We start from the raw sequence: 21,815 nt of genomic DNA, 5'->3' as shown, positions 1-21,815 counted from the left end.
CGAGCAACCATCACGAACGTTCACTCGGTGGCGACTCAACCGTGTGGCTTTTTCCGCCCCTGCGCCGAATCCGGCGACATGCGAAACGCCAAAATCGTCTGTACGATCGGTCCCGCGTCGGACGACCGGGACGCGATCCGCGACCTCGCCGACGCGGGGATGTCCGTCGTCCGGCTGAACGCCAGCCACGGGACGACGGCCCACCGCGAGGAGGTCATCGAACGCGCGCGCGCCGTCGACGACGAGATCGACGACCCCCTCGCGGTGATGGTCGACCTGAAGGGGCCGGAGGTCCGCACCGCCGAACTGGAGGAGCCGATCCAGCTCGCGACCGGGTCCGAGGTGACGTTCGTCGAGGGCGACGACGCCACGCCCGAGCGCGTCGGCCTCACCCACTCGATCGGCGCCGCCGAACCGGGCGACACCGTCCTCCTCGACGACGGCCGGATCGAGTGTCGGGTCGAGCGCGTCGACGGGGAGTCGGTGGTCGCCACCGTCGTCTCCGGCGGGAAGCTCAGCTCGCGGAAGGGCGTCAACCTCCCGGGCGTCGCCATCGACGTGGACCTCATCACCGCCGAGGACGAGGCCGAGCTCGACCTCGCGGCGCGGGCGAACGCCGACTTCGTCGCGGCCTCCTTCGTTCGCGACGCCGCCGACGTCTATCAGATCGCGGACGCCCTCGAGGCGCGCGGCGCCGACGACATCCCGATCGTCGCGAAGATCGAGCGCGCGGGCGCGGTCGAGAACCTCGACGGCATCGTCGACGCCGCCGACGGCGTGATGGTCGCCCGCGGCGACCTCGGCGTGGAGTGCCCGCTGGAGGACGTGCCCGTCATTCAAAAGCGGATCATCCGCAAGTGCGTCAACGCGGGCGTCCCCGTCATCACGGCGACGGAGATGCTCGACTCGATGGTCTCCTCCCGGCGGCCGACCCGCGCCGAGGCGTCCGACGTGGCGAACGCGGTCCTCGACGGGACCGACGCCGTCATGCTCTCCGGCGAGACCGCCATCGGCGACGACCCCGTCAACGTCGTGGAGACGATGGACCGCATCGTCCGCGAGGTCGAGTCCAGCGACGAGTACGCGGAGACGCGCGAGCAGCGCGTCCCGGCCGCCGCCGAGGGCTCGCGGACCGAGGCGCTGGCCCGGTCCGCGCGCTACCTCGCGCGCGACATCGGCGCCTCCACCGTGGTCGCCGTCTCCGAGTCGGGCTTTACGGCCCGCAAGACGGCGATGTTCCGCCCCGGCGTCCCGGTGGTGGCGACGACCCCGAACGACCGCGTCCGCCGACAGCTCGCGCTCTCGTGGGGCGTCCGTCCCGTCCTCACCGAGTACGCCCACGACATGGAGACGATCCTCGACAACGCGGTCGACGCCGCGCTCGACCGCGGCGGGGCCGAGTCGGGAGACACCCTCGTCGTGCTCTCCGGCATGCTGACCGAGTTCGAGGGGACGAACACGACGAACACGCTCAAGGTCCACGTCGCCGCCGAGACGCTCGTGACCGGCAAGGCGGTCGTGGCCGGCAGCGTCGCGGCCCCCGTGTACCGCACCGCCGACGGCGACCTGAGCGAGGTCCCCGAGGGGTCGATCGTCGCGCTCGGCCCGAACTTCGAGGGCGAGTTCACGGGCGATCTGGACGGGCTCGCCGGGATCGTCGACGCCCGCGAGGGGATGACGGGATACCCGGCCGTGGTCGCGCGCGAGCTCGGCGTTCCGATGGTCTCCGGCGCGCGCCTCCCCGAGAGCGTGGCCGACGGGACCGTGGTGACGGTCGACGGCGAGCGGGGCGTGGTCTACGACGGCGACGTGATCGCGGCGGCGCGGGAGCGGTAGCGACGCGGTTTCCACGCTCGCTTCGCGTACCGCCCCCACCCGCCAGCCATTTACTGATGAGTCGCTTAGCCGCCGGTATGAGCAGCGACGACGGCCGCGACCGAGGGAGCGGCGACGGGGGGGACCGCGACGGGGAGAACCGCCGCGACGACGGCGGCGACGTGCGGAGCCGGGCGAACGAGACCCGCGCCGACGACCCTGGGGGCGACGACGAGGGCGACGACGAGAGCCAGTGGCGGTTCGCCGTCGACGACGTGGGTCCCGACGGCGTCACCGAGGACACGCACACGCCCGAGGACGAGCCGATCGAACCGGGATCGATCGACCCCGAGAACGCCGTCTTCGTCGCGCTGGGCGTCGTGCTCACGCTCGGCGTCCTCTTCGTCGGGTTCTGATCGGTTGCCGGCCGGGTCCGGCGCCCTCCGGCACTGCCGCCCACCCGCTCCGTCCCCGCACCGCCATCTCGCCGCACCGCCACCTTCCCGCACCGCCATCCTGCCGCACCGCCACCTTCCCGCACCGCCATCCTGCCGCACCGCCACCTTCCCGCACCGCCGCCCTCCCGCACCACCACTTATACCGCCGCGGCCGTACGTCCGGACATGGACGTGCTCGTGCAGTCCGGACTCCTCGCTCCGGACACGCTGCCCCTGCTGTTGTTGACGGCCGGGCTGTTGCTCTCGATGGCGGAGGCGCTGGCTCCGGGCGCGAACTTCATCGTGGTCGGGATCGCGCTGATCGGCGCCGGGCTCGGCGGCCTCCTCCTCACGTCGCTCGGCGTCGTCGGCGCGGGGCTGACCCTCGTCATGGCGATGCTGACGCTCCTCTTCGGCGCGGCGGCCTTCTACGGCTACCACGAGTTCGACCTGTACGGCGGGAAGGGGCAGCAGCAGACGAGCGACAGCGACGCGCTGAAGGGGAAAACCGGCGTCGTCACCGAGGAGGTGACCACGGCCGGCGGCGAGGTGAAGCTCTCCGGCGGCGGGTTCAACCCCCACTACTCCGCGCGCTCGATCGAGGGGACGATCGAGGAGGGCGAGGAGGTGATGGTCGTCGACCCCGGCGGCGGCAACGTCGTCACCGTGGAGTCGATGGGGTACGTCGAGGACGACATCGACAGGGAGCTCGCCGCGGACCGAGCGCGGAAGGAGGCGCAGCGGGGGGCCGAAGAGAGCGCGGACGGCGGCGAACCAGAACGCGAGACCGAGACCGAACGCGAGTGACTGCGGCAGCGACGATCGCTTATAAACCGGACTGCGGTGGCGCGCGCCTCCGAGTGGCCGCCCTCGGCGGCCACGAGGAGCGCGTGCGAGGGAGTCGCTGGCGCCTTATAAGGCGCCAGCGACAGGGCGAGAGCGAAGCTCTCGCTTGCAACCGGACGTAGTCCGGTGACGAGGCTGGGGAGGCGTGAGGTGCGGTTGCGGTGCGGGGTGGGCGGGACTCAAAGGGGCAGTCGGGAGGACGGCGCAGGTGACGTAAGGACCGCAAGGAGCGAGCAGCGCGAGCGACTGAGGACCGCAGCGAACGTGCGCCGTCCTCCCGACTGGGGCTTTGGAGGCGTTCACCGCCGATCCGCTGTCAACGATTTATAAGCGATCGACCGGGCGTCGGAACTCGTCACGGAACTCCACGCTATCGATCAGTTAAAACGCGCCGCCAGTCACGAACGCGTATGGACGCGGACCGCCGGATCGCCGCCGTCGAGGAGGTTCCCGAGGACAGCACGCTGCTCGTGACGCTGCGGCCGGTCGACGCCGACGCGGTCGACGAGGGCGAGGGCGACGTAGGGGAGGCCGCGGACGGTACCCCCGAGGCGGAGGCGATCCTCACCCGCGCGGCCGGCGAGGTGCGGGCGTTCCGCAACTACTGTCAGCACTGGACCGACGTGCGCCTCGACAAGGACGACGGGGCGTTCGTCCGGAACGGCGAGGTGTTCTGCCAGAAGCACGGCGCCACCTTCGAGGCCGACGGCGGCTACTGCAACTTCGGGCCCTGCGAGGGGGCCGTTCTGGAGTCGGTCGACGTGACCGTCGACGGCGACGACGTGTACCTCGCCGATGACGCCTACGAGTTCGTCCGGCTCGGCCACGCGACCCGCGACGACGACGCCGGGGACTCGCGGATCGACTTCACGGGGAACTGAGGAGAACGCGGAGACGACAGCGGCTCTTTGTGCAACGCCGGCGCATTTATGGGGGCCCGACGTACGACGGGTATGCACACTCCGAAGCCCTCCCGGCGCCGGCTACTCGCTGGCGGCCTCGCCGCGGTAGCGGGCACAATCGCCGGCTGCCTCGACGGGTCGGTGACTGGCGGCCCAGCGAACGACGGCGACGCCGACCGCGTCCTGTCGCTCAGCCTCAGCGACGCGGGAGAGACGCTCCGAGACGGCGCCGTCGTCGACCCCGCGGAGACCGATACGCGGTGGGACGACGGGGCGTTCGCGGCCGCCCGGCGCGGGGAGACGCACACCACGCAGTTCCGGACGCCGTTCTTCTCGACGCCGGACGACCCGACCTACGCCGTCCACGAGGGGACGTACTACCGGCTGAGCTCCGTCGTCGTCGACGAGGCGGCAGCGACCCGACCGGTGCTGCGGCTGTTCGGGGTCGAGGACCCCGAAACCGACGAGCCAGAGGCCGCCGACGCCGAGGCGCTCCCGGAGGGCGACCGGCGCGCCGTCGAGATCGCGCACTTCGCGGCGCGGGCGCGGGACAACGCCGGCGGGATGCCGGTCGGGTTGGTCGAGCGCGGAGGATACGTCTACCGAGACGAGGAGGCGGTCGACGCGAGCGCGCTGCTCGCCGACGACGGGCCGTCCCGCGTCACGTACCGCGACATCGTCTATCGGGTCGCGGTCGCCCGCGAGCGGTTCTACGAGCCCGTGTACCGCGCCGTCGCGGAGCCGGTCGCGGAGTCGCCCGCGGAGATGGAGGCGATCCTCCGAGCGCGCACCGTCGGCGCGCGGATCGACGGCGACGACCTCTCGGCCGACGCGCTGGAGGTGATCGAAGCGGCCAGACACGACGGGTACGAGGAGTCGCACCCGTACTCGGACGGGTACGCTGAGGTGCTCCGGGCGTTTCACGAGCGCCCGTACCTCGACGGCGACGTTCGGAACGACGGAGGGGTGAGCGAGTCGGGGGCGGATCGGATCCGCTACGAGGACCGGTACTACGACTACCGGCTCCGGTTTCTGCCGGCCGGCGACGAGTCGCCTTGAGGGGTTAGAAGCGCGTCCGACCGCCCGCGCCGCCCGCGTCGTCCCGCCCGAGCGCCTTCTTGAGGAAGCTCATCCAGCGCTTGCGGTCGGCCGCCTCCTGCCGTTTCGCCTCCGTCTCCGGGTCGGGCGCGTCGAGCCCCTCCAGCGCGTCGAGCGCGCGGTCGATGCCGATGATCGAGGCCGCCAGCTCCTCGCCGCGGTCGTAGCTCACCTCGTTCTCCTCGATGGGTTCGAGCCGCTCTAACCGCTCGCGCCGCAGGTTCCGCTTCGCCTGCTCGACCCGTTCGCGCTCGCCGGGCGGGACCGTGTCGCGGCGCTTGATCTCGAAGACGAACGACCGAAGCTCGATCGGCTCGCCCTGAATCTCGATCTCCTCCGGGATGTCGGCGCCCACCGTCGCCGCCTCGCGGTTGACGCGTTCCAAGAGCCCCTTCCGCTCGTACTCCTTCACGCCCGGTCGGTAGGGGGCGGTCGCACTTCGCTCCTTCGCCGCGCGCCTCGCTCCGCCCTCGGAGGGCACCGCAGCGAGCGAAGGAACGGGGTTAACTCGCCCGCGCCGCAAGCGGTCCCATGGAATCGCTCGAAGCCGAGCTCGACCGCGCCCGCGACCTCGACCCCGGCGAGCTCGCCGACGCCATCGAGTCGATCGGCTTCGAGTGCACGCGCTGCGGCGGCTGCTGTACGGGGTACGCGCCCGACGAGCCGGGCGGCGCGCCGGCGGGGGAGGGTGTCGACGGGCCCGCCGGCGACAGCGACGACCGCGACGCCACCGACGACCGCGACGCCACCGACCGCGAACCCCACACGGCCACCGTCTTCCCGGACGAGGTCCGCGCGGTCGCCGACGCCGCCGAGGCCGAGTTCGGCGAGCCGTACGACTGGCGCGACGTCGCCCGTCCCATGCCCTTCGGACTCTCCGCCGACGAGGACGGCGAGCCGACCGGCGAGACGTTCGAGTGGGCGCTCGCGACCGACGACTGCGGCGACTGCACCTTCTACGAGGAGACGGACGGGCAGGGAGCGTGTACCGTCCACGACGCCCGACCGCTCATCTGCCGGACCTACCCGTTCAGCGTCGCCTTGGAGGGGACGAGCCAGCCGATGGGCGAGGCGGTCGACGAGGCGGGCGTCGTCCGCGCCCACGAGTGCGAGGGGCTCGGCCGCGACATCTCCCGCGAGGACGCGGAGGCGCTGGCGGCGTCGCTCAAGGAGCGCGCGGTCCGCGAACTGGAGGAGGCGATCGGCGTGCGCGACGGCTACGACCCGACCGCCGCCGAGCGCGCCGAGGGCGACGCGGTCGTCTTCGACTCCGAGGGGCCGAAGGAGGCCGACGGGACGCCGATCGACGGGGAGTGAGCGCGCTCCGCCGCCCCGGCGCGCCGGCGACCGCCCGCTTCTCCCCTCAGACCGCGTCGAGCGCCGCGTCCACGTCGGCGGCGATCGCCTCGCGCGCCGCCGCGTCGGGGAGCGTGAGCGGCGGGCGGACCCGCGGGTCCGGAATGAACCCGCGGTGCGCGGCCCCGACCTTCGCGACGGGCGCGAACCCGTGCTCGGCGCACCGTGCGAACACCGGGGCGATCGCGTCCCGGTGGAGCGACAGCGCGCGGTCGTCGTCGCCGGCGCGGAGCGCCTCGCCGAGCGCGACGAACGCCTCGGGGATCACCTGCGAGAGCGCGTTGATCCCGCCGTCGACGCCGAGCGACGCGGTCGGGTAGAGCTGGGCGTCGACGCCCTGGAAGACGGTGAACGAGTCGGGGCTCCGGCGGAGGGCGGCGTCGAGCCCGGTGAGGTCGCCGGACGTGTCCTTCAACCCGACGACCGACTCGTGGTCGGCGAGGTCGCCGACGACCCCAGGGTCGATCGGCTCGCCGACCGTCGCCGGGATGTCGTACAGGTAGATCGGGAGGGGAGAGCCGTCGGCGACCCGTTCAAAGAAGGCCCGCTGGCCGTCGAGGCTCGTCGACGTGTGGTAGTACGGGAGCGTGATGAGCCCGGCGTCGGCGCCCGCCTCGGCGGCGAACCGCAGCCGATCGTGGGCGCCCGAGACCGTCGTGTCCGCCGCGCCGGCGATCACGGCGAGCCCGTCGTCGGCCGCCTCGACGACGGTCTCGATCGCGGTCCGTCGCTCCGCGTCGGTGAGGCTGGCGAACTCGCCGGTCGTCCCGCAGGGGACGACCCCGTCGAGGCCGGCGTCGGCGAGCGCCTCGACGTGGGTCGCGAGCGCGTCGGCGTCGACGCCGCCCTCGGCGTCGAACGGCGTCACGATCGGGGACGAGACGGCACCGTGTCGGAACTCCGGTTCGGTCATGCGTGTCGGTTCGGCGGGCGCCGAGAAAGGCCTTGGTCCGGTGGCGACGGTTGCCGGAGGCGACCCCCGTTACGAACGCACCGCCCGGAGTCCGAACGGATCGCGGGCGTGTCGGCGGTACAACTATACTGGTCCGTCACCACGTTTCGCTGGAGTCTACTATGGAGATCTCAGAGAAGCTCCTTTGTCTGTTCAGCGCCGACGTTCGCGAGGAGGACGGCGAGTACGTCGTCGACGTCCCGCGACGCGAGGTCGAGACCGGTTCGCTGGAGCCGGGCGAGACGTACCGCGTCGCGCTCATCTCTCGGTCAGAGTCCGAGGCGACCGAGACGGCCGACGAGGGCGTCGACGCCTCGGCGTCCCGCGCCGACGACGACGGCCCCCAACCCCCGGTCGAGCCCGGCGAGATGCGCTACGTCGAGATCGAGGACCTCGGCAAGCAGGGCGACGGGATCGCCCGCGTCGAGCGGGGGTACGTGATCATCGTCCCGGACACGGAGGTCGGCGAGCGCGTGAAAATCGAGGTAACGGAAGTCAAATCGAACTTCGCGGTGGGCGAAGTCGTCGAGGAGTCGCCGTAGCTCACTCGGCGGCGTCCGGTTCCGCCGAGCCCTCGTTTCCGGGGATCCGGGCGTCCCAGTAGGAGACGGACGCGACGTAGTCGCCCGGGATCGTGTTGCCGACGAGCTCGTCGAGCACCCGGAACGGCTTCGCGACGGGCCCCGGAAGCTCCCGGTAGAAGCCGTACGGCAGCACGAAGTCGTGCTCCTCGCCGGCGAGCGTCAGGTCCGCCGCGCGGAGCATGTCGACGACCTGTTTCTCGGAGTAGAGCCGGGACCCCATCGGGAGCAGCCAGGTGTACAGCGTCCGCAGGCTGCGGCTGTTGAAGGTGTCGAAGAACACCTGATCGGCGCTGACGCGGCGCAGCTCCGAGAGGAACGGAACCGGGTCGTCCATCAGGTGGAAGAAGCGCATCGCGACCACCGAGTCGAAGTGGTCGTCGGGGAACGGGAGCCGAGAGGCGTCGCCGCGGACGAACTCCAGCGTGTCGGAAAGCCCCGACTCGGCCGCCTTCTCGCGGCCCTGTTCGAGCATCTCGCGGGAGATGTCGAGCCCGACGATGTCGGCCCCCTGGTCCGCGAGCATGGTCGTGAACCGGCCGGTGCCGCAGGCGACCTCCAGCACGCGGTGCCCCTCCTCGATCGGTCCGAGCGCCGAGAGGACCGCCTCCTTCTCGCGCCGGTCGATGAGCTCCCCGCCGCCGGAGAACCGTACGTCCTCGTACTCTTCCGCGACCTCGTCGGCCTGGTACCAGTCCTGTCCCTTCACGTTGTGCGTACTGCACGCCCGACCGACAAAACCGTACTGGATGCGGTCGGCGAGCGTTCGACGGCGGCGGCGCCGACCGGTCTCACGACGGTCGGCGGCCCGAGCGACGGGACGGAGCCGGTTACCCGCTCGTCGTGACGGTCTCGGCCGGGATCTTCACCAACACCCGCGACCCGGACTCCTCGCCGTGATGGGGGTACTCGTCGACGTCGAAGTAGCGCCGCGCGAGCTCGTCGATGTGCTCGGTCGCCCCCTCCTCGGTGAGCTCGGCCTCACCGCGCACCGAGACGTACCGGTAGGGGTCCGTCGGGTCGAGCACGCTCACGCCCACCCTCGGGTTCCGGCGGACGTTCCGCTCCTTCTGGCGGCCGCGGGCCGTATTGACGAGGACGTACTCGCGGTCCTCGTGGTCGACCCACACCGGCGTCACGTGCGGCGTCCCGTCCGGCATTACCGTCGCGAGGTGGGCGTATGACTCGGACTCGAAGATGTCGACGTGCGACTCGGGGATCATCGACCGATCGGACGCGCCACGGCGTCAAAATACGCCTGATCGATCGGGATTGACAGCCGTCTGAGCTGTGATATTAACACATTATATTATTCCAATCGGATTGCCCTATATGTAGCCAACCTTTACCAATAGGCGCGGATTTGGCATGAGACATGAGTACCAGTCCCGCGGAGACCGCTGACCAGGACCGCCTGTCGGAAGCCGAGTACCGCGACCGCTTACGCGAACTCCCCCCGAGCGCCAAACTCGTCGCGAAGGTGCTGGAGGGCGACGCCCCGCTCTCGCAGGGCGGCCTCGCCGACGAGTCGCTGCTCCCCGACCGGACCGTCCGCTACGCGCTCAACCGCCTGGAGGAGGAGGGGCTCGTGGACTCCCGCTACAGCTTCAAGGACGCGCGCAAGCAGGTGTACTACCTGACTGTTTGAAGCGCGCCCGGACGCTCGCCGACCGATCGCGGCGCGACCGCGCTGTCGCCCGCACAGAGCCCTTTTTAATCCTCGGCCTCGATACCCGACCGTATGGACCTCTCGGTCGTCGTTCCCACGCTCAACGGGCGGGACCGGTTGGCCGCCTGCCTCGACGCGCTGGCGGCCCACGCTCCCGAGGCGGAGGTGATCGTCGCCAACGGCCCCTCCGCCGACGGCACCACCGGGATGGTGCGGGACCGCGACGACGTGGACGTGCTGGTGGAGATCTCCGACCGCACGGTCAACGTCGCCCGCAACGCCGGCATCGAGGTCGCCACGGGCGACGCGGTCGCCCTCGTCGACTACGACAACCGGATCGGAGCGGGGTGGGTCGACGCCGTCCGCGCCGGCCTCGACGACGCGGACGCCGTGACGGGACCGGTGACCCCGATCGAACCGGCGGCGGGGCGCGACGACGACGGAGGGCGCGACGGTGAGGACGGAGGACGCGACGGTGAGGACGGAGGACGCGACGGTGAGGACGGAGGACGCGACGGGAGACGCGGAGACGGAAGAGAGAACGACGAAGACGGGCGGGGAGACGACGAGCGCCGCGACGGCCCGGAGCGCCGGAGCATCGCGGGCACCGAGGTGACCTACTTCGAGGGGGGCAACGTCGCCTTCCGGCGCGAGACGCTCCGGGACCTGGACGGCTTCGACGAGTACCTCAACACCGGCGGCGCGCGGGACGCGGCCCACAGGCTGGCCCAGATGGGGCGGACCGTGGCGTGGCGTGAGGAGATGGCGGTCGCCAAGGAGCTCCCGAGCCCGACGGCGGCCGACGGCGGGCGCAGCGCCCGCGAGTGGGGGTGGAAGTACCGGGCGCTCGCGTACCGCCTCCTGAAGAACTACGGGATCCGTCCGACGGTGCTCGCGCGGGCCGGGACGCACGCCGCGACCGACGCCGTCGGGGCCGCCGGCGACGTGCTCCGCGGCGAGTCGACCCCCTCGCGGTGGGCCGCCACCGGCCGCGACGTGCTCCTCGGGCTGGCCGGCGGGACCTCCGACGGCCTCGTCGCGCGGAGTCGGGACCGGAGCCCCGCCCGGAACCCGAACGGCATCTCGAAGCGCGCCGACCGCGCGGTCGCGAAGTACGACCGGCGGTCGTCGGCGTCGGAGAGAACGGAGGCGGGGAGCGGGGAAAATGCGAAAGGGGAGAGCGGAGAGCGGGAGACGGAGGAGTGATCTCGCGCCGAGCGCGACCCCGCGTCTTTTAACCCCGGCCGCCGCCAACGACCGGTAACGAATGGGACTCACGAAGCGGATCATTCCCTGTATCGACGTCGACCTCGACGACGACGGGGACGCGGCGGTGTACACGGGCGTCAACTTCGAGAACCTGGAGTACACCGGCGACCCGGTCGAGCTGGCGAAGAAGTACAACGCCGCGGGCGCCGACGAGTTCGTCTTCCTCGACATCACCGCGAGCGCCGAGGGCCGGGAGACGATGCTCGACGTGGTGAACGCGGTCGCCGACGAGTGTTTCATCCCCCTGACGGTCGGCGGCGGCATCCGCACCAAGGCCGACATCAAGGAGACGCTCCGCGCGGGCGCGGACAAGGTGTCGATCACGACCGGCGCCCTGGAGCGCCCGGAGCTCATCGAGGAGGGCGCGGCGGCGTTCGGCAGCCAGTGTATCGTCATCTCCGTCGACGCCCGCCGCCGGTACGACGACGCGGGCGAGCACTTCTACGAGGACGAGGACGGCGAACGGGTGTGGTTCGAGTGCACCAAGAAGGGCGGCCGCGAAGGCACCGGCATCGACGCCGTCTCGTGGGCGAAGGAGGCCGAGGAGCGCGGCGCCGGCGAGCTGTTCGTCAACTCCATCGACAAGGACGGGACGAAGGACGGCTACGACATCCCGCTGATGACGGCGGTGTGCGACGCCGTCTCGACCCCCGTCATCGCCTCCTCCGGCTGCGGCGGCCCCGAGGACATGCACGAGGTGTTCACCGAGGCGAACGCCGACGCCGGGCTCGCGGCCTCCATCTTCCACTTCGGCGACTACTCGATCGAGGAGACGAAGCAGTACCTCGACGAGCGCGGCGTTCCGGTCCGGCTGTAGGGGAGGCGAATTCGATCTGCCGTTTCACTCGGAGTTCGGTTAATTTCCGGTATTGACGACGGTTGTTTCGCAGATTGCGAAAGAAAACCAATACTTATTATTTGATCCGGAGCGAATCGTGACGTATGTCCACGTCATCGACGCGCGTCCGTGCCGAGCGGTCGGAGCTCGTCTGTAAGCGGACCGACGGCGACTCCGACGGCGGGGAGGTGACGTTCTTCGAGCGGGACCGCGATCCCGACGAGCGGACGACCCGGTGGATCACGGTCCGTGCGGCGGACTGCGTGCCGGCCGACGAGTGGCGATAGGTCCGGCGCGTCGATTTTTGCGTGTGTTGTGTGAGATACCGCACCCGCAAGTGATGCGTGTCCGAAGTGAGTTTATAAGTATCCGACGAAGCGACGAAGACCGCCAAAGCGCCAGCCGCTCGCTTATAAATCGTTGGCTGCGGATCGACGGTGAAGGCCGCCAAAGCCCCAGCCGGGAGGACTCGCGCGGCTTGCTGTGCTCCTCGCTCAGTCGCGTTGCTCCTTCGCTGCGGTGCTTGCTGCGCCGTGCTTCGTCCTCCCGGCTGCCCCTTTGAGTCCCACCCGACCGCACCGCAACCGCACCTCACACCTCCCCAGCCTCGTCGCTCACTTCGTCGCCGGCGCTCCGCGCCGGCTGCCCGTGGCGCTCCGCGCCACGCTGTTCGCGACTCCCTCGCGCGTGCTGACTCGCGGCCTGTCGGCCGCTCGCAGGCACGCGCCACCGCACCATGACTTATAAATTCGGATCGCATTCGCTCATCGTCTTTTAAATATTGGATCGAAAACCCGCCGTCCGTCGCGTCAGTCGTCGGCGGCGACGCAGTCGGCGAACTGCGGGAGCTCGTCGTCGAGCAGCGCCACCGTCGCCAGTCGGATCGCGTGGGGCCAGCCGAGCGGCGTCGCGCTGTCGGGCGTCCCGTCGTCGAAGAACTGCTCGGGGAGATACGTCGTCGGTTCACAGAGGGAGCCGCCGGGCGAGACGTGCGCGAGCAGCTCCCGGGCGTTCTCGACCATCTCGGCCGCGCGGGGGTCCTCGCGGTCGGCGAGGAGGACCGCCAGCTCCGCACAGGCGTTCGCCCCCCACGCGGTCGAGACCGTCCACACCTTCTCGGAGCGCTGGCCGGCCCGCCGCCAGCCGTCGCCCTCGTACCGGATCAGGCCGGCGATCTCGTCGCTCTCGTGGGCGAGCCCGTCGACGACCGTCTCGACGTGCGAGACCAGCCGGTCGAGGCGCTCATCGTCGACCGCGCCGGGGGCGTCCGCCCCGTCGCCGCGCTCGCCGCGCTCGCCGTCGCCCCGCCCGAGCGCGTCGAAGGAGCGGTGCGCGCTCGCCAGCGACAGCGTCGAGGAGTCGAGCCGGTCGTCGATCGCGCCCTCGGCGGTCTCGCGGAGCGCGTAACAGCCGCGCTCGGGGACCCACAGGTCGTCGAGGGCGTCGTACACCCGCGCCGCCTGATCGCGGGCGTGGGCGGCGAGGTCGTCGGGGAGCGCGGCGGGGTCGAGCGCCGCGGTCGACCCGAAGGCGTCCGCGTCGAGCGCAGCCGCCTCCAGCCCGTCGCCGTGGAGGGCGAGCTCGCTGTACGCCTCCAGGAACGTCGCGGTCGTGTGCGCGAAGCGCCCGGCGCTGTCCTCCCACGCGTTCTGGCACACGACAGGGCGCCCGTCGTCCGCGAGGGTCTCGTCGAGCCCGGCGAGCGCGGCGACGAGCGTCTCGTCGAGCCCCTCGGCGTCGACGCCCGCGGCGCGCGCCTGCGCGAGGTAGGCGATGACGCTCCCGGTCTGGTCCGCCTGGTAGTCCACGTCGGGCCCGTCCTCGATGCGCGCGTTCGCCCAGCCGGGCGCTAGCGCCCCGTTCCGGGGCCACACCCGGTGGGGCCACGAGCCGTCCGGGCGCTGGGTGGCGACGTACATCTCGGCCGAACGCGCGTGCCAGTCGTCCAGCCCGAGCCCGAGCCGGTCGTCCGCGTCGAGCGCGAACGTCGAGATCTCGGCGTCGTCGCGGAACCACGTGTAGCCGTAGCCGCCGGAGGTGGAGTAGAAGGGGTCGAAGTCCGGGCCGGCGATCCGGAGCCCGGACTCCGCGGAGAGCAGGGAGAGAACCCGGAGGTCGGCGACGACCGACTCCCGGGCCGGGACCGACTCGGGGACCGCAGGGATCGTCTCGCCCGCGGCCGCGGCGAGCGCGTCGGGGGAGTCGAGCTCCGCGAACAGCGCCGCGAGCCGCTCGCGGGCGGCCTCGCGCGTCGTCTCCTCGCGGTCGGTCAGCAGGGTGCCGACCGTCGCGACGCCCTCCTCGAAGGGCACGTCCGCGATCACCTCGCCGGAGAGCCGCTCCTCCTCGTAGCGGTCCCCGTCGCGGTCGCGCGGGAGGTCGGTGGGGGCGTCGTCGAGCAGCTCGGGGAACGTCGCCGGGAGCTGGCCGCGCAGGTCGGCGAGACCGGTGTCGCTCGCGAGGAAGTCGCGCTCGTCGGCGTGGTACACCTCGACCGCGTCGTCGTACCGGAGCTGTCCCACTCGATCGTCGCGTCCGTCCGGCGCGAACCGGGCGTACACGACGAGCGAGAGGTCGGCCGGGTCGACGTTCGCGTGGCCGTCGTCGCCCACGTCGACCGACGCGCGCGTGAGGTGGGCGTCGCCGATCGTCGCGTCGTGGCGGGTGACCGTCCCGTGGTCCGTCTCGTGGACGGTCTCGATCAGGGTCGTGTCGCCGACGTAGCGCTGCTCGGTCGGCACCTCGTCGAGCCACGCGATCTCGTCGCCGACCGCGAGGCCGACGCGCGAGCGGACGAGCCCCGTTCGGCCGGTCAGCGGGTAGCCGAAGTCGCGGAGCTCGCCGTCGCCGGCGACGTGAACGAGCCGTCCGTCGCCGCCCGAGAATCGCCCGGTGACGGTCCGGCGTTCGCCCGGGAACCGGGTGGCGTGCCCGGTGTTTCGCTTGTAGTCGTCGAGCGCGTCGCGGAGTTGCATTACGCGAGTACACGGACCCTCCGCGTATGAAGTTTTGGTGTAATTATTGTTCATTCGTTCGCAGAACGGAAACGCTCAAGCCGGGGCGCCGTCGGGAACCAGTATGCACGACCCCGGTCCGCCGCGCGCGACGAGCGTCGGCGAATCCGTCGAGCTGTCGCCGCGGAGCCCCGATCCGGACGGAACCTACGAGTGGACCCTCCGCGACGCGCCCGCGGAGAGCGACGCGCGCGCCGACGGGGAGCCGGTCCGCGGAAGCGACGACGACGATGGAGTCCTCGTTCCCGGCGCGACGAGCCGGCCTGACGCGCCGGTCGTTCACCTCCGACCCGACGCCCCCGGAACGTACGTCCTGACGCTCGACGCCCCGGACGGGACCCACCGCCAGCGCGTGCGCGCCTACCCCGACGAGCGGCGGCCGGTCGAGCTCCGCGTCCCCGCCGCGGACCTCCCCGTCGACGACAGCGACGTGGACCGCGTCTCACTGATGTGGCCCCACAACGACCGCCTGCTCGCGCGCGACCGCCCCGAGCGCGACGGCGACGACTGGGTCTGTCCGGTCCGCGTGCCGCCCGGTCGCCACGGGTTCAGCTTCGTCGCCAACGACGACCCCGGCAACGAGCACCGCGACGCGGTGACGGTGCCGGGCCCGGGGCGGCCGCGCGTCTCGCTGTCGACGAGCGTCGTCGAGGGCGACGGCGACGCCGAGGCGGTCCGAATTACCGCCGACGCCGCCGCGCCGCCCGACCTCGACGGGGGGGAGGAATCGACCCCCGACGACGGGGACGGCGCTTCCGGGAGGACCGCCGGCGAGTCGCCCGTCGCCGTCGACTTCCTCGTCGACGACCGCGACGCGCCCCCCGAGACGGTCGCGCGGATCGAGTCGCTGGCGGCGGGCGACGCCCTCTCGATCCCGGTCTCGGCGCTTCCGGACGACCTCGCTGGCGGGGTCCGGATCCACGCCGTCCCGCACGGGGACCGCTACGGCGCGGCGGAGACGGTCCGGATCGAGCGCGACAGGAGCGGCGCCGCGGGGGTGGACGAGGCCGGGTCGCTCGCCGTGCGCGACCCGCACGCCCCGCCCGAGTGGGCCGACTCCCCGACGATCTACGAGGTCTTTGTCCGGTCGTTCGCCGGCGACACCCTGCCGACGACGTTCCGCGAGATCGAGCGCCGGGTGCCCTACATCGAGAGCCTCGGGGTCGACGCGCTCTGGCTCACGCCCGTGCTCGCCTCGCCGACGGAGCACGGCTACCACGTCACCGACTACTACGACACCGCGAGCGACCTCGGCTCGCGCGAGGCGTTCGAGTCGCTGGTCGCGGCCTGCCACGACGCCGGGATCCGGGTGATCTTCGATCTGGTGATCAACCACACGTCCCGCGACCACCCCGCCTTCCAGATGCACGCCGCCGGGGTCGATGAGTACGCCGACCACTACCGCCGGGCCGACAGCGCCTTCGACGTGACCGACACCGACTGGGCGGAGCTCGCCGACGGCGACATGCCGGAGTACTACTTCAACTGGCGCCGGATCCCGAACCTCAACTTCGATTCGCCGGCGGTCCGCGAGTGGCTGCTCGACGTGGTCGACGAGTGGAGCGCGGTCGTCGACGGCTTCCGCGCCGACGTGGCGTGGGGCGTCCCCCACGGCTTCTGGAAGGAGGTGAGCGACCGCGTCCCCGACGACTTCCTCCTGCTCGACGAGACGCTCCCGCACGACCCCTTCTACGGCGAGGGGGAGTTCGACCTCCACTACGACACCTCGCTGTACGAGACCCTCCGGTCAGTCGGGGCGGGCGACGCGCCCGCGGACGCGCTCGCCGACGCGTTCGCCCGCGCCGAGTGGCTCGGCTTCGACGACCCGGGCCTGCAGATGCGCTACGTCGAGAACCACGACGAGGAGCGCTACCTCGCCGAGTACGGCCGAGGAGCGCTGAAGGCGGCAGCGGCGACCGTCTTCGCCCTCCCCGGCGCGCCGATGGTGTACGCCGGACAGGAGCGCGGCAACGAGACGTACCGCGGACCGATCCGGTGGCACGACGGCGACAACGACCTCACCGACTTCCACCGCGACCTCGCCGCGCTCCGCGAGCGCGAGCCGCTCCTCCGGGACGGCGCCGTCGACTTCGCGGGGCTCGCCGCCGACGTGTCGGTCGTCGACGGCGACGCCGAGCGCGTGACCGCGTTCGTCCGGAGGCCCGACGAGGACGACGGCGAGCATGGCGGCGACGGTGGCGCCAGCGGCAGCAACGACGACAGTGACGGCGACGACGCCCTCCTCGTCGTCGTCAACTTCGCGGAGGCCCCCGCGACCGTGACGGTTCCGGACCGGGTCGAGACCGACCTGTTCGCGGACCGCGCGGTCGACACCGACGTCGCGGTCGACTCCGTCGCGGTCCTCCGGTGAGGGACCGCGCCGCCGCGTCGCTCCGACCCTTATAAGTGAGTCCCTCGCCCTTCTCTGTCACATGGACGACCGGACGCTGAACGATCTCCTCCGCCGGTTCGGGCTCTCGGACAAGGAGGTCGACACGTACCTCAGTCTCTTGGCGCACGGCGAGGCGAAGGCGAGCACCGTCGCCGACGCCGCGGGCGTGTCGAAACGCTACGTGTACAGCGTGAGCGAGTCGCTCGCGGAGCGCGGCTTCGTCGAGGTGAACGACCACGTCGTGCCGACGACCATCCGCGCGAACCCGCCGGACGAGGTGATAAACCGGCTCCGGTCGGACGTGGACGCGATCCGCCCCGGGTTAGAGGAGCGCTTCTCACGGGTGGAGCGACAGACCGAGCAGTTCGAGGTGATCAAGTCCCGGGTGACGGTGATAAAGCGGATCCGGTCGCTGCTCGCGGACGCGGACTCGGAGGTGGCGCTGTCGATCACCGCCGACCACCTCCCCGAGATCCGCGAGTCGCTCGTCGAGGCCGTCGACCGCGGCGTCCTCGTGCTGCTCATCGTCTCGGACGCGAGCGGGGTCCCGGGCGGGTTCGACGGCGAGCTCGACGGCGTCGCCAGCGTCGTCCGGACGTGGGGCGAGGCGATGCCGACGCTGCTCACCGTCGACTCCGCGGCCGGGGTCGTCGTCCCGCCCGAGCTGTTGCGCCGGTCCAACACCGACCGACAGGCGATCCACTTCTCGCAGGAGCAGCTCGCGCCGGTGATCGTCGGCTCGTTCCTCGGGAACTACTGGCCGGCCGCCGACGAGCTCGCGACCGCGGCGCCCGCGCCGCTGCCAGCCGAGTACGCGAACTTCAGGCACACCGTCCTCCAAGCGACGCTCCGCCTCCGCGCCGGGGAGACCCCTCGCGTCACCGTCGGCGGGCGGCGGACCGACGACGACGAGTCGGTCGAGATTGTCGGCCGCGTCGTCGAGTCGAAGCAGGGGATGGTGGAGCCGACGACCAACGAGTTCCCCGTCGAGCACTCGCTCGTCGTCGAGACCGACGACGGCGAGACCGTCACGGTCGGGGGACAGGGAGCCTTCGTGGAGGACGTGGAGGCCGACCTCGTGCGGATCGAAGCGGAGGGGGCGGAGGGGGCGGAGGGGGACGGCTCCGACGACGCGGACGAGTGACGGAGCGCTCCGGTTACGACCGGATCGCCGCGCTGGCGAGCCCGACCGGCCCGTCGCCGGAGCCGGCGGAGAGGCTGACCCGCCACCCCTCGTCGACGGCGTCGATCCGGACCGCGTCGGGGCGACGACCGGGCTCCGTCCGGCGGTACAGTTCGAGGACGAGCGGCAGCGTCGGGAACCGCCCGTTTCGGGGCGTGAACGCGTAGTTCGACACCAGAACGGTATCGCCGTCGGGCGACGCGACCGGCCTCGACTCGGACTCGCGGCTGTAGCCGTCGACGACGCCGGCCCCCGCAAGGCGGTCGAACGCCCCGGAGACGGGGTCTGCGTCGTCGACGGGCGGGAGCCCCGACGCCGCTTCCGACAGCACCGACGCCTGCTCGTCGGGCGCGAGCCGCCGGTGGAGGACCTCGGCCATCGCTTCGAGGAGGCACAGACAGAGGTCGTCAGGGTCGTCCACGCGCTCGGCGAACGCGAAGTACGCGTCCATCACCGCCGACTCGGCGTCGTCGTGGCCGCCCGCCGACAGCGCCTCGAACACCCCGGCCGCTGCCTCGTGGCAGAACTCGACGCGGTCGCGGCCGCGGTCGTTCCGGTCGCGACCGCGGTCGTCCCGGTCCCTCGCCTCCCTCCGGCCGCCTCGGTCCCCCGGGCGGCCCGCTCCAGTCGCGTCCTCCACGGCGGGCTCGGTGAGGTCCCACTCGGAGGCTTCCGCAGCCGAGAACCGCCGCACGTCGTGGGGATCGTCGGACCGCTTCGGGCCGCTGGCGCCGGCGTTCGGTCCGGCGCCGGCCCCGAGGTCAGGGCCGTCTCCCGCGAACTCCTGGCGGACGATCACGTCGTAGTACGGCAGCCGCGGGTCGTACCGGCGGAGCGCGTCGCGGTACTGCTCGGTGGCGCGCGCCGCGGCCCGCGCGACGGCGCGGCTCTCGAACCGGAGCCCGGCCGCCGGGACCGGTCGGTCGCCGTACCGCGCGCAGACCAGCGAGTACTCGCCCGTCTCGCTCGCGAGCGATTCGATGTGGTCGCCGATCTCGAGTAGCGTCGTTCCGATCACGTGGTGTCACCTCCGCGCGCCGCTCACTCCTCTAGGCTCGGGTGCGTCTCCTGCGGGTCCGGGTGCGGCCCCGCGAACCGCTCCCGGATCGCCTCGCGCGACGCCGCCTCGCGCTCGCGGCGCTCGTCGTCGCCGATCTCCTCGCAGCCCGGCGGCACCTGCCGGCCGCGGTCGGTGAAGTACCCCTCGGGCGCGACCCAGTCGTGGTAGAACCCGCGGTCGTCCTCCTCTAGGATCGTCACGCCGACCTCCGCGCCGTGGCCCGCGCACACCGCCGCCTGGTGCGGCTTCTCCGCGAGCCGGCCGGCCGCGTACAGCCCGTCGACGCCGGTCCGGCCGCGCTCGTCGGTGTCGACGTACGACTTCCCGCGGTCGAGGATCCCGACCCCCTCGACGCCGTCGAGGTAGCCGACCTCGTTTTTCGTCGCGGCGACGACGTGGCGGGTCCGGATCGGGTCGGTGCGGTCGTCCGCGTCGTCCCCCTCGCCAGCGCCGTCGACCTCGACGACGAACCGGGCGTCGCCGCCGGTCTCGGAGCCGTCGGTGTCGTCGAGGTCGACCGCCGAGACGCGCGTCGCCCGGCCGTCGAGCCGGTCGGCGCCGGCGGTCTCGGCCTGCTCGGCGAGGAGGTCGAGCAGCCGTCGGGCGTCCACGCCGAGCGGGAAGCCGGGGAAGTTCTCCAGGTGCGCGTTCCGCCGGAGGAGCGACCCGCCGTCGTCCACCACGAGCGTGTCGAGCCCCTGTCGGGCCGTGAAGACGGCCGCCGAGAGCCCGGCGACGCCGCCGCCGACGACGACCACGTCGCGGGAGCGGCGCGAATCGGCCTCATCTACGGGCGTCTCGTCGGCGCTCATCGGTCGATCCCCCGTTCGAGTCGCGAGTCGTCGCCGTCGATCGCCACCGTCGTCGCGTTCGCCATACCGGTCGGGGCGCGCGAGCCGCCGTAGTCGCTTCGGTCCGGGACCGCACCGGTTCCGGCCAGTCCCGGGACCCCATCGAGGCGGGTCGCGCTCATCGCCGCACCCGAACCGGTCGCGCCGCCGCGATGAACGGCTCGTCGCGGTCGGCGGCCGCGAACGCGAGGTCGCCGTCGTCGCCGCGCTCGACGCGCCACGTCGGGAGGTCCGGCACGTCGTACTCCGTCGGGTCGCCGAACGCGGCGGCGACCGTCCACTCGCGGGCGCGCATCTACAGGTCCCCGTTGATGACGTCGGCGACGCGCTGACGGTCGAACAGCCGCTCGTCCGCCGGAATCTCCGGGTACGGGCCCGACTCGTACCGCGGCCACGCACCGAACTCGTCGGGGTAGAGCTGCTTCGCAGTCATCTCGATCTGGAAGAGGTTGAGGATCGGCCCCTGGTACCGGGCGCCCTGCGGGTGGATCCGGTCGTTCTGAACCGCCGCGACCTGCGAGCCGACGGGGTCCTCCTCGAAGGCGGTCCGCCGCCCGGCCATGTCCGTCCCCGGCTCCATGCCGCCGAGGTATAAGATTACGTCGGGGTCCGCATCGAGGATCGTCTCGAAGTCGACGACCGAACCCGACTCGACGCTCCTCTCGAACGCGTCGCGCGGCCCGAGCGGGCGCGTGTGCGACGTGAGGAAGCCGGGGTTGCTCAGGGTGTACGCGTAGATCTGCTCGATGTCCGCGGCGGCGATCATGACCGCCGTCGGACGCTCCTCCTCCGGCGGCAGCCGCTCGTCGACCGTCGACAGGAGGTCCTCGCGGACCGCCGCGAGCGCCTCGTAGCGCTCGCGCTCGTCGAACGCCTCGGCCACGCGCTCGAACTGCTCCCAGAGCCCGTAGTATTCGTAGCCGTCGACCCACTCTCCGGCCGGCTCCTGATGGCGGTCGCTGAGGGAGTTGCCGAACCACGGCGAGACGTTCTCGGCGATCTCGTCGACGTCCTCGCGCTCCCATCCCTCCAGCTGCGTCAGCCACGCCGGATCCGCGAGATGAACGTCGCTGTCGAGGTCGTACAGCTTCTCCTTGTCGGGTTCCCACGAGGAGTAGAGCCCCGACCAGTCGAGCGAGACGCCGGGGAGCCGCTCGACGTACTGGTTCCAGAGCCCGTCGTAGTAGTCGGGGGCGTGCATCGCCGTGATCCCGTCGCCGCGGCCGAGCGCGAACGCCATGTCCGCGTGGTGGGTGAGCCGCGTGAACACCGTCTCCGGCGGCGACTCGAAGGTCACGTCGCCGACCGGAGAGATCGACGCCGTGTAGCTCTCGTCGGCCTCGTCCTCGGAGTCGGACTCGTCCGAACCGTCCTCGGTCGAGTCGTCGTCAGTCGAGTTCTCGGTCGGGGCGGCGTCGGACGAACCGGATCCGTCGCCGTCGCCGCCGCCGACACAGCCGGCGAGGAGACCGCCGAGGGCGACCGTACCGCCGTACTTGATCGTCTCTCTCCGCGTCGCCGTCCCGTCTCGAATCGTGTCGTTGGTATCCAT

23 protein-coding genes are annotated in these 21,815 nt (G+C 71.8%); 13 read left to right on the top strand and 10 right to left on the bottom strand.

Features of this window, described 5'->3' with window-relative positions; translation table 11 throughout:
- The first annotated feature begins 78 nt into the window (after positions 1 to 78).
- The 5 genes from pyk to JIN95_RS02060 all read left to right on the top strand — a co-directional run bounded on the left by pyk (position 79) and on the right by JIN95_RS02060 (position 5,059).
- The gene (gene pyk / locus JIN95_RS02080) at positions 79 to 1,836 is read left to right on the top strand and encodes a pyruvate kinase (protein ID WP_095636291.1); all 1,758 of its coding nucleotides are present in this window, start codon (positions 79 to 81) and stop codon (positions 1,834 to 1,836) included.
- 77 nt (positions 1,837 to 1,913) lie between these two features.
- Complete coding sequence (locus JIN95_RS02075) at positions 1,914 to 2,231, top strand: hypothetical protein (RefSeq protein WP_200530374.1); 318 nt, start codon at positions 1,914 to 1,916, stop codon at positions 2,229 to 2,231.
- Between the two features lie 207 nt (positions 2,232 to 2,438).
- Complete coding sequence (locus JIN95_RS02070) at positions 2,439 to 3,059, top strand: NfeD family protein (RefSeq protein ID WP_200530373.1); 621 nt, start codon at positions 2,439 to 2,441, stop codon at positions 3,057 to 3,059.
- A 449-nt stretch (positions 3,060 to 3,508) separates the two neighbouring features.
- Positions 3,509 to 3,979, top strand: coding sequence for a Rieske 2Fe-2S domain-containing protein (locus tag JIN95_RS02065; protein ID WP_095636288.1), 471 nt, complete (start codon positions 3,509 to 3,511; stop codon positions 3,977 to 3,979).
- 72 nt (positions 3,980 to 4,051) lie between these two features.
- The gene (locus JIN95_RS02060) at positions 4,052 to 5,059 is read left to right on the top strand and encodes a hypothetical protein (RefSeq protein ID WP_200530372.1); all 1,008 of its coding nucleotides are present in this window, start codon (positions 4,052 to 4,054) and stop codon (positions 5,057 to 5,059) included.
- Between the two features lie 4 nt (positions 5,060 to 5,063).
- On the opposite strand, the gene JIN95_RS02055 is transcribed toward JIN95_RS02060, so the two are convergent.
- The gene (locus JIN95_RS02055; protein WP_095636719.1) at positions 5,064 to 5,510 is read right to left on the bottom strand and encodes a DUF5788 family protein; all 447 of its coding nucleotides are present in this window, start codon (positions 5,508 to 5,510) and stop codon (positions 5,064 to 5,066) included.
- Between the two features lie 119 nt (positions 5,511 to 5,629).
- Here JIN95_RS02055 and JIN95_RS02050 point away from each other — a divergent pair, with 119 nt between their 5' ends.
- A complete protein-coding gene (locus tag JIN95_RS02050) occupies positions 5,630 to 6,415 on the top strand; it encodes a YkgJ family cysteine cluster protein (RefSeq protein ID WP_200530371.1) in 786 nt (261 codons plus the stop codon).
- A gap of 46 nt (positions 6,416 to 6,461) precedes the next feature.
- Here the strand turns inward: JIN95_RS02050 and JIN95_RS02045 are convergent, their stop codons facing one another.
- Complete coding sequence (locus JIN95_RS02045; protein ID WP_200530370.1) at positions 6,462 to 7,367, bottom strand: dihydrodipicolinate synthase family protein; 906 nt, start codon at positions 7,365 to 7,367, stop codon at positions 6,462 to 6,464.
- Between the two features lie 161 nt (positions 7,368 to 7,528).
- Here JIN95_RS02045 and JIN95_RS02040 point away from each other — a divergent pair, with 161 nt between their 5' ends.
- Positions 7,529 to 7,948, top strand: a complete 420-nt coding sequence (locus JIN95_RS02040) for a TRAM domain-containing protein (protein ID WP_095636284.1) — start codon at positions 7,529 to 7,531, stop codon at positions 7,946 to 7,948.
- A 1-nt stretch (position 7,949) separates the two neighbouring features.
- Here JIN95_RS02040 and JIN95_RS02035 read toward each other — a convergent pair whose 3' ends face one another.
- Complete coding sequence (locus JIN95_RS02035; protein WP_200530369.1) at positions 7,950 to 8,696, bottom strand: class I SAM-dependent methyltransferase; 747 nt, start codon at positions 8,694 to 8,696, stop codon at positions 7,950 to 7,952.
- A gap of 121 nt (positions 8,697 to 8,817) precedes the next feature.
- A complete protein-coding gene (locus tag JIN95_RS02030; protein WP_200530368.1) occupies positions 8,818 to 9,210 on the bottom strand; it encodes a PPOX class F420-dependent oxidoreductase in 393 nt (130 codons plus the stop codon).
- A gap of 152 nt (positions 9,211 to 9,362) precedes the next feature.
- On the opposite strand from JIN95_RS02030, the gene JIN95_RS02025 reads away from it, so the two are divergent.
- The 4 genes from JIN95_RS02025 (at position 9,363) to JIN95_RS02010 (ending at position 12,050) form a co-directional block, all read left to right on the top strand.
- Positions 9,363 to 9,635: a helix-turn-helix domain-containing protein gene (locus JIN95_RS02025; protein ID WP_004049512.1), complete on the top strand. Its 273-nt coding sequence runs from the start codon at positions 9,363 to 9,365 to the stop codon at positions 9,633 to 9,635.
- Between the two features lie 93 nt (positions 9,636 to 9,728).
- A complete protein-coding gene (locus JIN95_RS02020; protein ID WP_200530367.1) occupies positions 9,729 to 10,862 on the top strand; it encodes a glycosyltransferase in 1,134 nt (377 codons plus the stop codon).
- 61 nt (positions 10,863 to 10,923) lie between these two features.
- Positions 10,924 to 11,742 carry an imidazole glycerol phosphate synthase subunit HisF gene (gene hisF / locus JIN95_RS02015; protein WP_200530366.1) on the top strand — a complete coding sequence of 273 codons (819 nt, stop codon included), beginning with the start codon at positions 10,924 to 10,926 and terminating at the stop codon, positions 11,740 to 11,742.
- Between the two features lie 125 nt (positions 11,743 to 11,867).
- The gene (locus tag JIN95_RS02010; protein ID WP_095636279.1) at positions 11,868 to 12,050 is read left to right on the top strand and encodes a hypothetical protein; all 183 of its coding nucleotides are present in this window, start codon (positions 11,868 to 11,870) and stop codon (positions 12,048 to 12,050) included.
- A gap of 522 nt (positions 12,051 to 12,572) precedes the next feature.
- Here JIN95_RS02010 and JIN95_RS02005 read toward each other — a convergent pair.
- Complete coding sequence (locus JIN95_RS02005) at positions 12,573 to 14,738, bottom strand: glucan 1,4-alpha-glucosidase (RefSeq protein WP_200530365.1); 2,166 nt, start codon at positions 14,736 to 14,738, stop codon at positions 12,573 to 12,575.
- Between the two features lie 103 nt (positions 14,739 to 14,841).
- On the opposite strand from JIN95_RS02005, the gene JIN95_RS02000 reads away from it, so the two are divergent.
- A complete protein-coding gene (locus JIN95_RS02000) occupies positions 14,842 to 17,148 on the top strand; it encodes an alpha-amylase family glycosyl hydrolase (RefSeq protein WP_200530364.1) in 2,307 nt (768 codons plus the stop codon).
- A 61-nt stretch (positions 17,149 to 17,209) separates the two neighbouring features.
- A complete protein-coding gene (locus JIN95_RS01995; protein ID WP_200530363.1) occupies positions 17,210 to 18,313 on the top strand; it encodes a TrmB family transcriptional regulator sugar-binding domain-containing protein in 1,104 nt (367 codons plus the stop codon).
- Between the two features lie 13 nt (positions 18,314 to 18,326).
- On the opposite strand, the gene JIN95_RS01990 is transcribed toward JIN95_RS01995, so the two are convergent.
- The 5 genes from JIN95_RS01990 to JIN95_RS01970 are packed head-to-tail and all read right to left on the bottom strand — an operon-like array spanning position 18,327 to position 21,815.
- Complete coding sequence (locus JIN95_RS01990) at positions 18,327 to 19,370, bottom strand: hypothetical protein (protein ID WP_095636275.1); 1,044 nt, start codon at positions 19,368 to 19,370, stop codon at positions 18,327 to 18,329.
- Positions 19,371 to 19,393: 23 nt separating this feature from the next.
- A complete protein-coding gene (locus tag JIN95_RS01985) occupies positions 19,394 to 20,224 on the bottom strand; it encodes an FAD-dependent oxidoreductase (protein WP_095636274.1) in 831 nt (276 codons plus the stop codon).
- Positions 20,221 to 20,385, bottom strand: coding sequence for a hypothetical protein (locus tag JIN95_RS01980; protein WP_158224029.1), 165 nt, complete (start codon positions 20,383 to 20,385; stop codon positions 20,221 to 20,223). The genes JIN95_RS01985 and JIN95_RS01980 overlap by 4 nt, the downstream gene beginning before the upstream one ends.
- Positions 20,382 to 20,558: a hypothetical protein gene (locus JIN95_RS01975; RefSeq protein ID WP_198951508.1), complete on the bottom strand. Its 177-nt coding sequence runs from the start codon at positions 20,556 to 20,558 to the stop codon at positions 20,382 to 20,384. The genes JIN95_RS01980 and JIN95_RS01975 overlap by 4 nt, the downstream gene beginning before the upstream one ends.
- On the bottom strand, positions 20,559 to 21,815 hold the full coding sequence (locus JIN95_RS01970; RefSeq protein WP_200530362.1) for an ABC transporter substrate-binding protein: 1,257 nt from the start codon (positions 21,813 to 21,815) through the stop codon (positions 20,559 to 20,561). It abuts the gene before it with no gap.

It is taken from the genome of Halorubrum sp. LN27, from assembly GCF_016635065.1.
GTDB classification, from domain to species: Archaea; Halobacteriota; Halobacteria; order Halobacteriales; family Haloferacaceae; genus Halorubrum; species Halorubrum salipaludis.
The sequence above is the reverse complement of the archived record's forward strand: the minus strand, read 5'-3'. Positions and strand labels throughout refer to the sequence as shown.

What these genes read in the sequence shown, in the direction of transcription:
- pyk (WP_095636291.1), top strand. Translation starts at nt 79, where the DNA reads ATGCGAAACGCCAAAATCGTCTGTACGATCGGTCCCGCGTCGGACGAC.
- JIN95_RS02075 (WP_200530374.1), top strand. Translation starts at nt 1,914, where the DNA reads ATGAGCAGCGACGACGGCCGCGACCGAGGGAGCGGCGACGGGGGGGAC.
- JIN95_RS02070 (WP_200530373.1), top strand. Translation starts at nt 2,439, where the DNA reads ATGGACGTGCTCGTGCAGTCCGGACTCCTCGCTCCGGACACGCTGCCC.
- JIN95_RS02065 (WP_095636288.1), top strand. Translation starts at nt 3,509, where the DNA reads ATGGACGCGGACCGCCGGATCGCCGCCGTCGAGGAGGTTCCCGAGGAC.
- JIN95_RS02060 (WP_200530372.1), top strand. Translation starts at nt 4,052, where the DNA reads ATGCACACTCCGAAGCCCTCCCGGCGCCGGCTACTCGCTGGCGGCCTC.
- JIN95_RS02050 (WP_200530371.1), top strand. Translation starts at nt 5,630, where the DNA reads ATGGAATCGCTCGAAGCCGAGCTCGACCGCGCCCGCGACCTCGACCCC.
- JIN95_RS02045 (WP_200530370.1), bottom strand. Translation starts at nt 7,367, where the DNA reads ATGACCGAACCGGAGTTCCGACACGGTGCCGTCTCGTCCCCGATCGTG.
- JIN95_RS02040 (WP_095636284.1), top strand. Translation starts at nt 7,529, where the DNA reads ATGGAGATCTCAGAGAAGCTCCTTTGTCTGTTCAGCGCCGACGTTCGC.
- JIN95_RS02030 (WP_200530368.1), bottom strand. Translation starts at nt 9,210, where the DNA reads ATGATCCCCGAGTCGCACGTCGACATCTTCGAGTCCGAGTCATACGCC.
- JIN95_RS02025 (WP_004049512.1), top strand. Translation starts at nt 9,363, where the DNA reads ATGAGTACCAGTCCCGCGGAGACCGCTGACCAGGACCGCCTGTCGGAA.
- JIN95_RS02020 (WP_200530367.1), top strand. Translation starts at nt 9,729, where the DNA reads ATGGACCTCTCGGTCGTCGTTCCCACGCTCAACGGGCGGGACCGGTTG.
- hisF (WP_200530366.1), top strand. Translation starts at nt 10,924, where the DNA reads ATGGGACTCACGAAGCGGATCATTCCCTGTATCGACGTCGACCTCGAC.
- JIN95_RS02010 (WP_095636279.1), top strand. Translation starts at nt 11,868, where the DNA reads ATGTCCACGTCATCGACGCGCGTCCGTGCCGAGCGGTCGGAGCTCGTC.
- JIN95_RS02005 (WP_200530365.1), bottom strand. Translation starts at nt 14,738, where the DNA reads ATGCAACTCCGCGACGCGCTCGACGACTACAAGCGAAACACCGGGCAC.
- JIN95_RS02000 (WP_200530364.1), top strand. Translation starts at nt 14,842, where the DNA reads ATGCACGACCCCGGTCCGCCGCGCGCGACGAGCGTCGGCGAATCCGTC.
- JIN95_RS01995 (WP_200530363.1), top strand. Translation starts at nt 17,210, where the DNA reads ATGGACGACCGGACGCTGAACGATCTCCTCCGCCGGTTCGGGCTCTCG.
- JIN95_RS01985 (WP_095636274.1), bottom strand. Translation starts at nt 20,224, where the DNA reads ATGAGCGCCGACGAGACGCCCGTAGATGAGGCCGATTCGCGCCGCTCC.
- JIN95_RS01980 (WP_158224029.1), bottom strand. Translation starts at nt 20,385, where the DNA reads ATGAGCGCGACCCGCCTCGATGGGGTCCCGGGACTGGCCGGAACCGGT.
- JIN95_RS01975 (WP_198951508.1), bottom strand. Translation starts at nt 20,558, where the DNA reads ATGCGCGCCCGCGAGTGGACGGTCGCCGCCGCGTTCGGCGACCCGACG.
- JIN95_RS01970 (WP_200530362.1), bottom strand. Translation starts at nt 21,815, where the DNA reads ATGGATACCAACGACACGATTCGAGACGGGACGGCGACGCGGAGAGAG.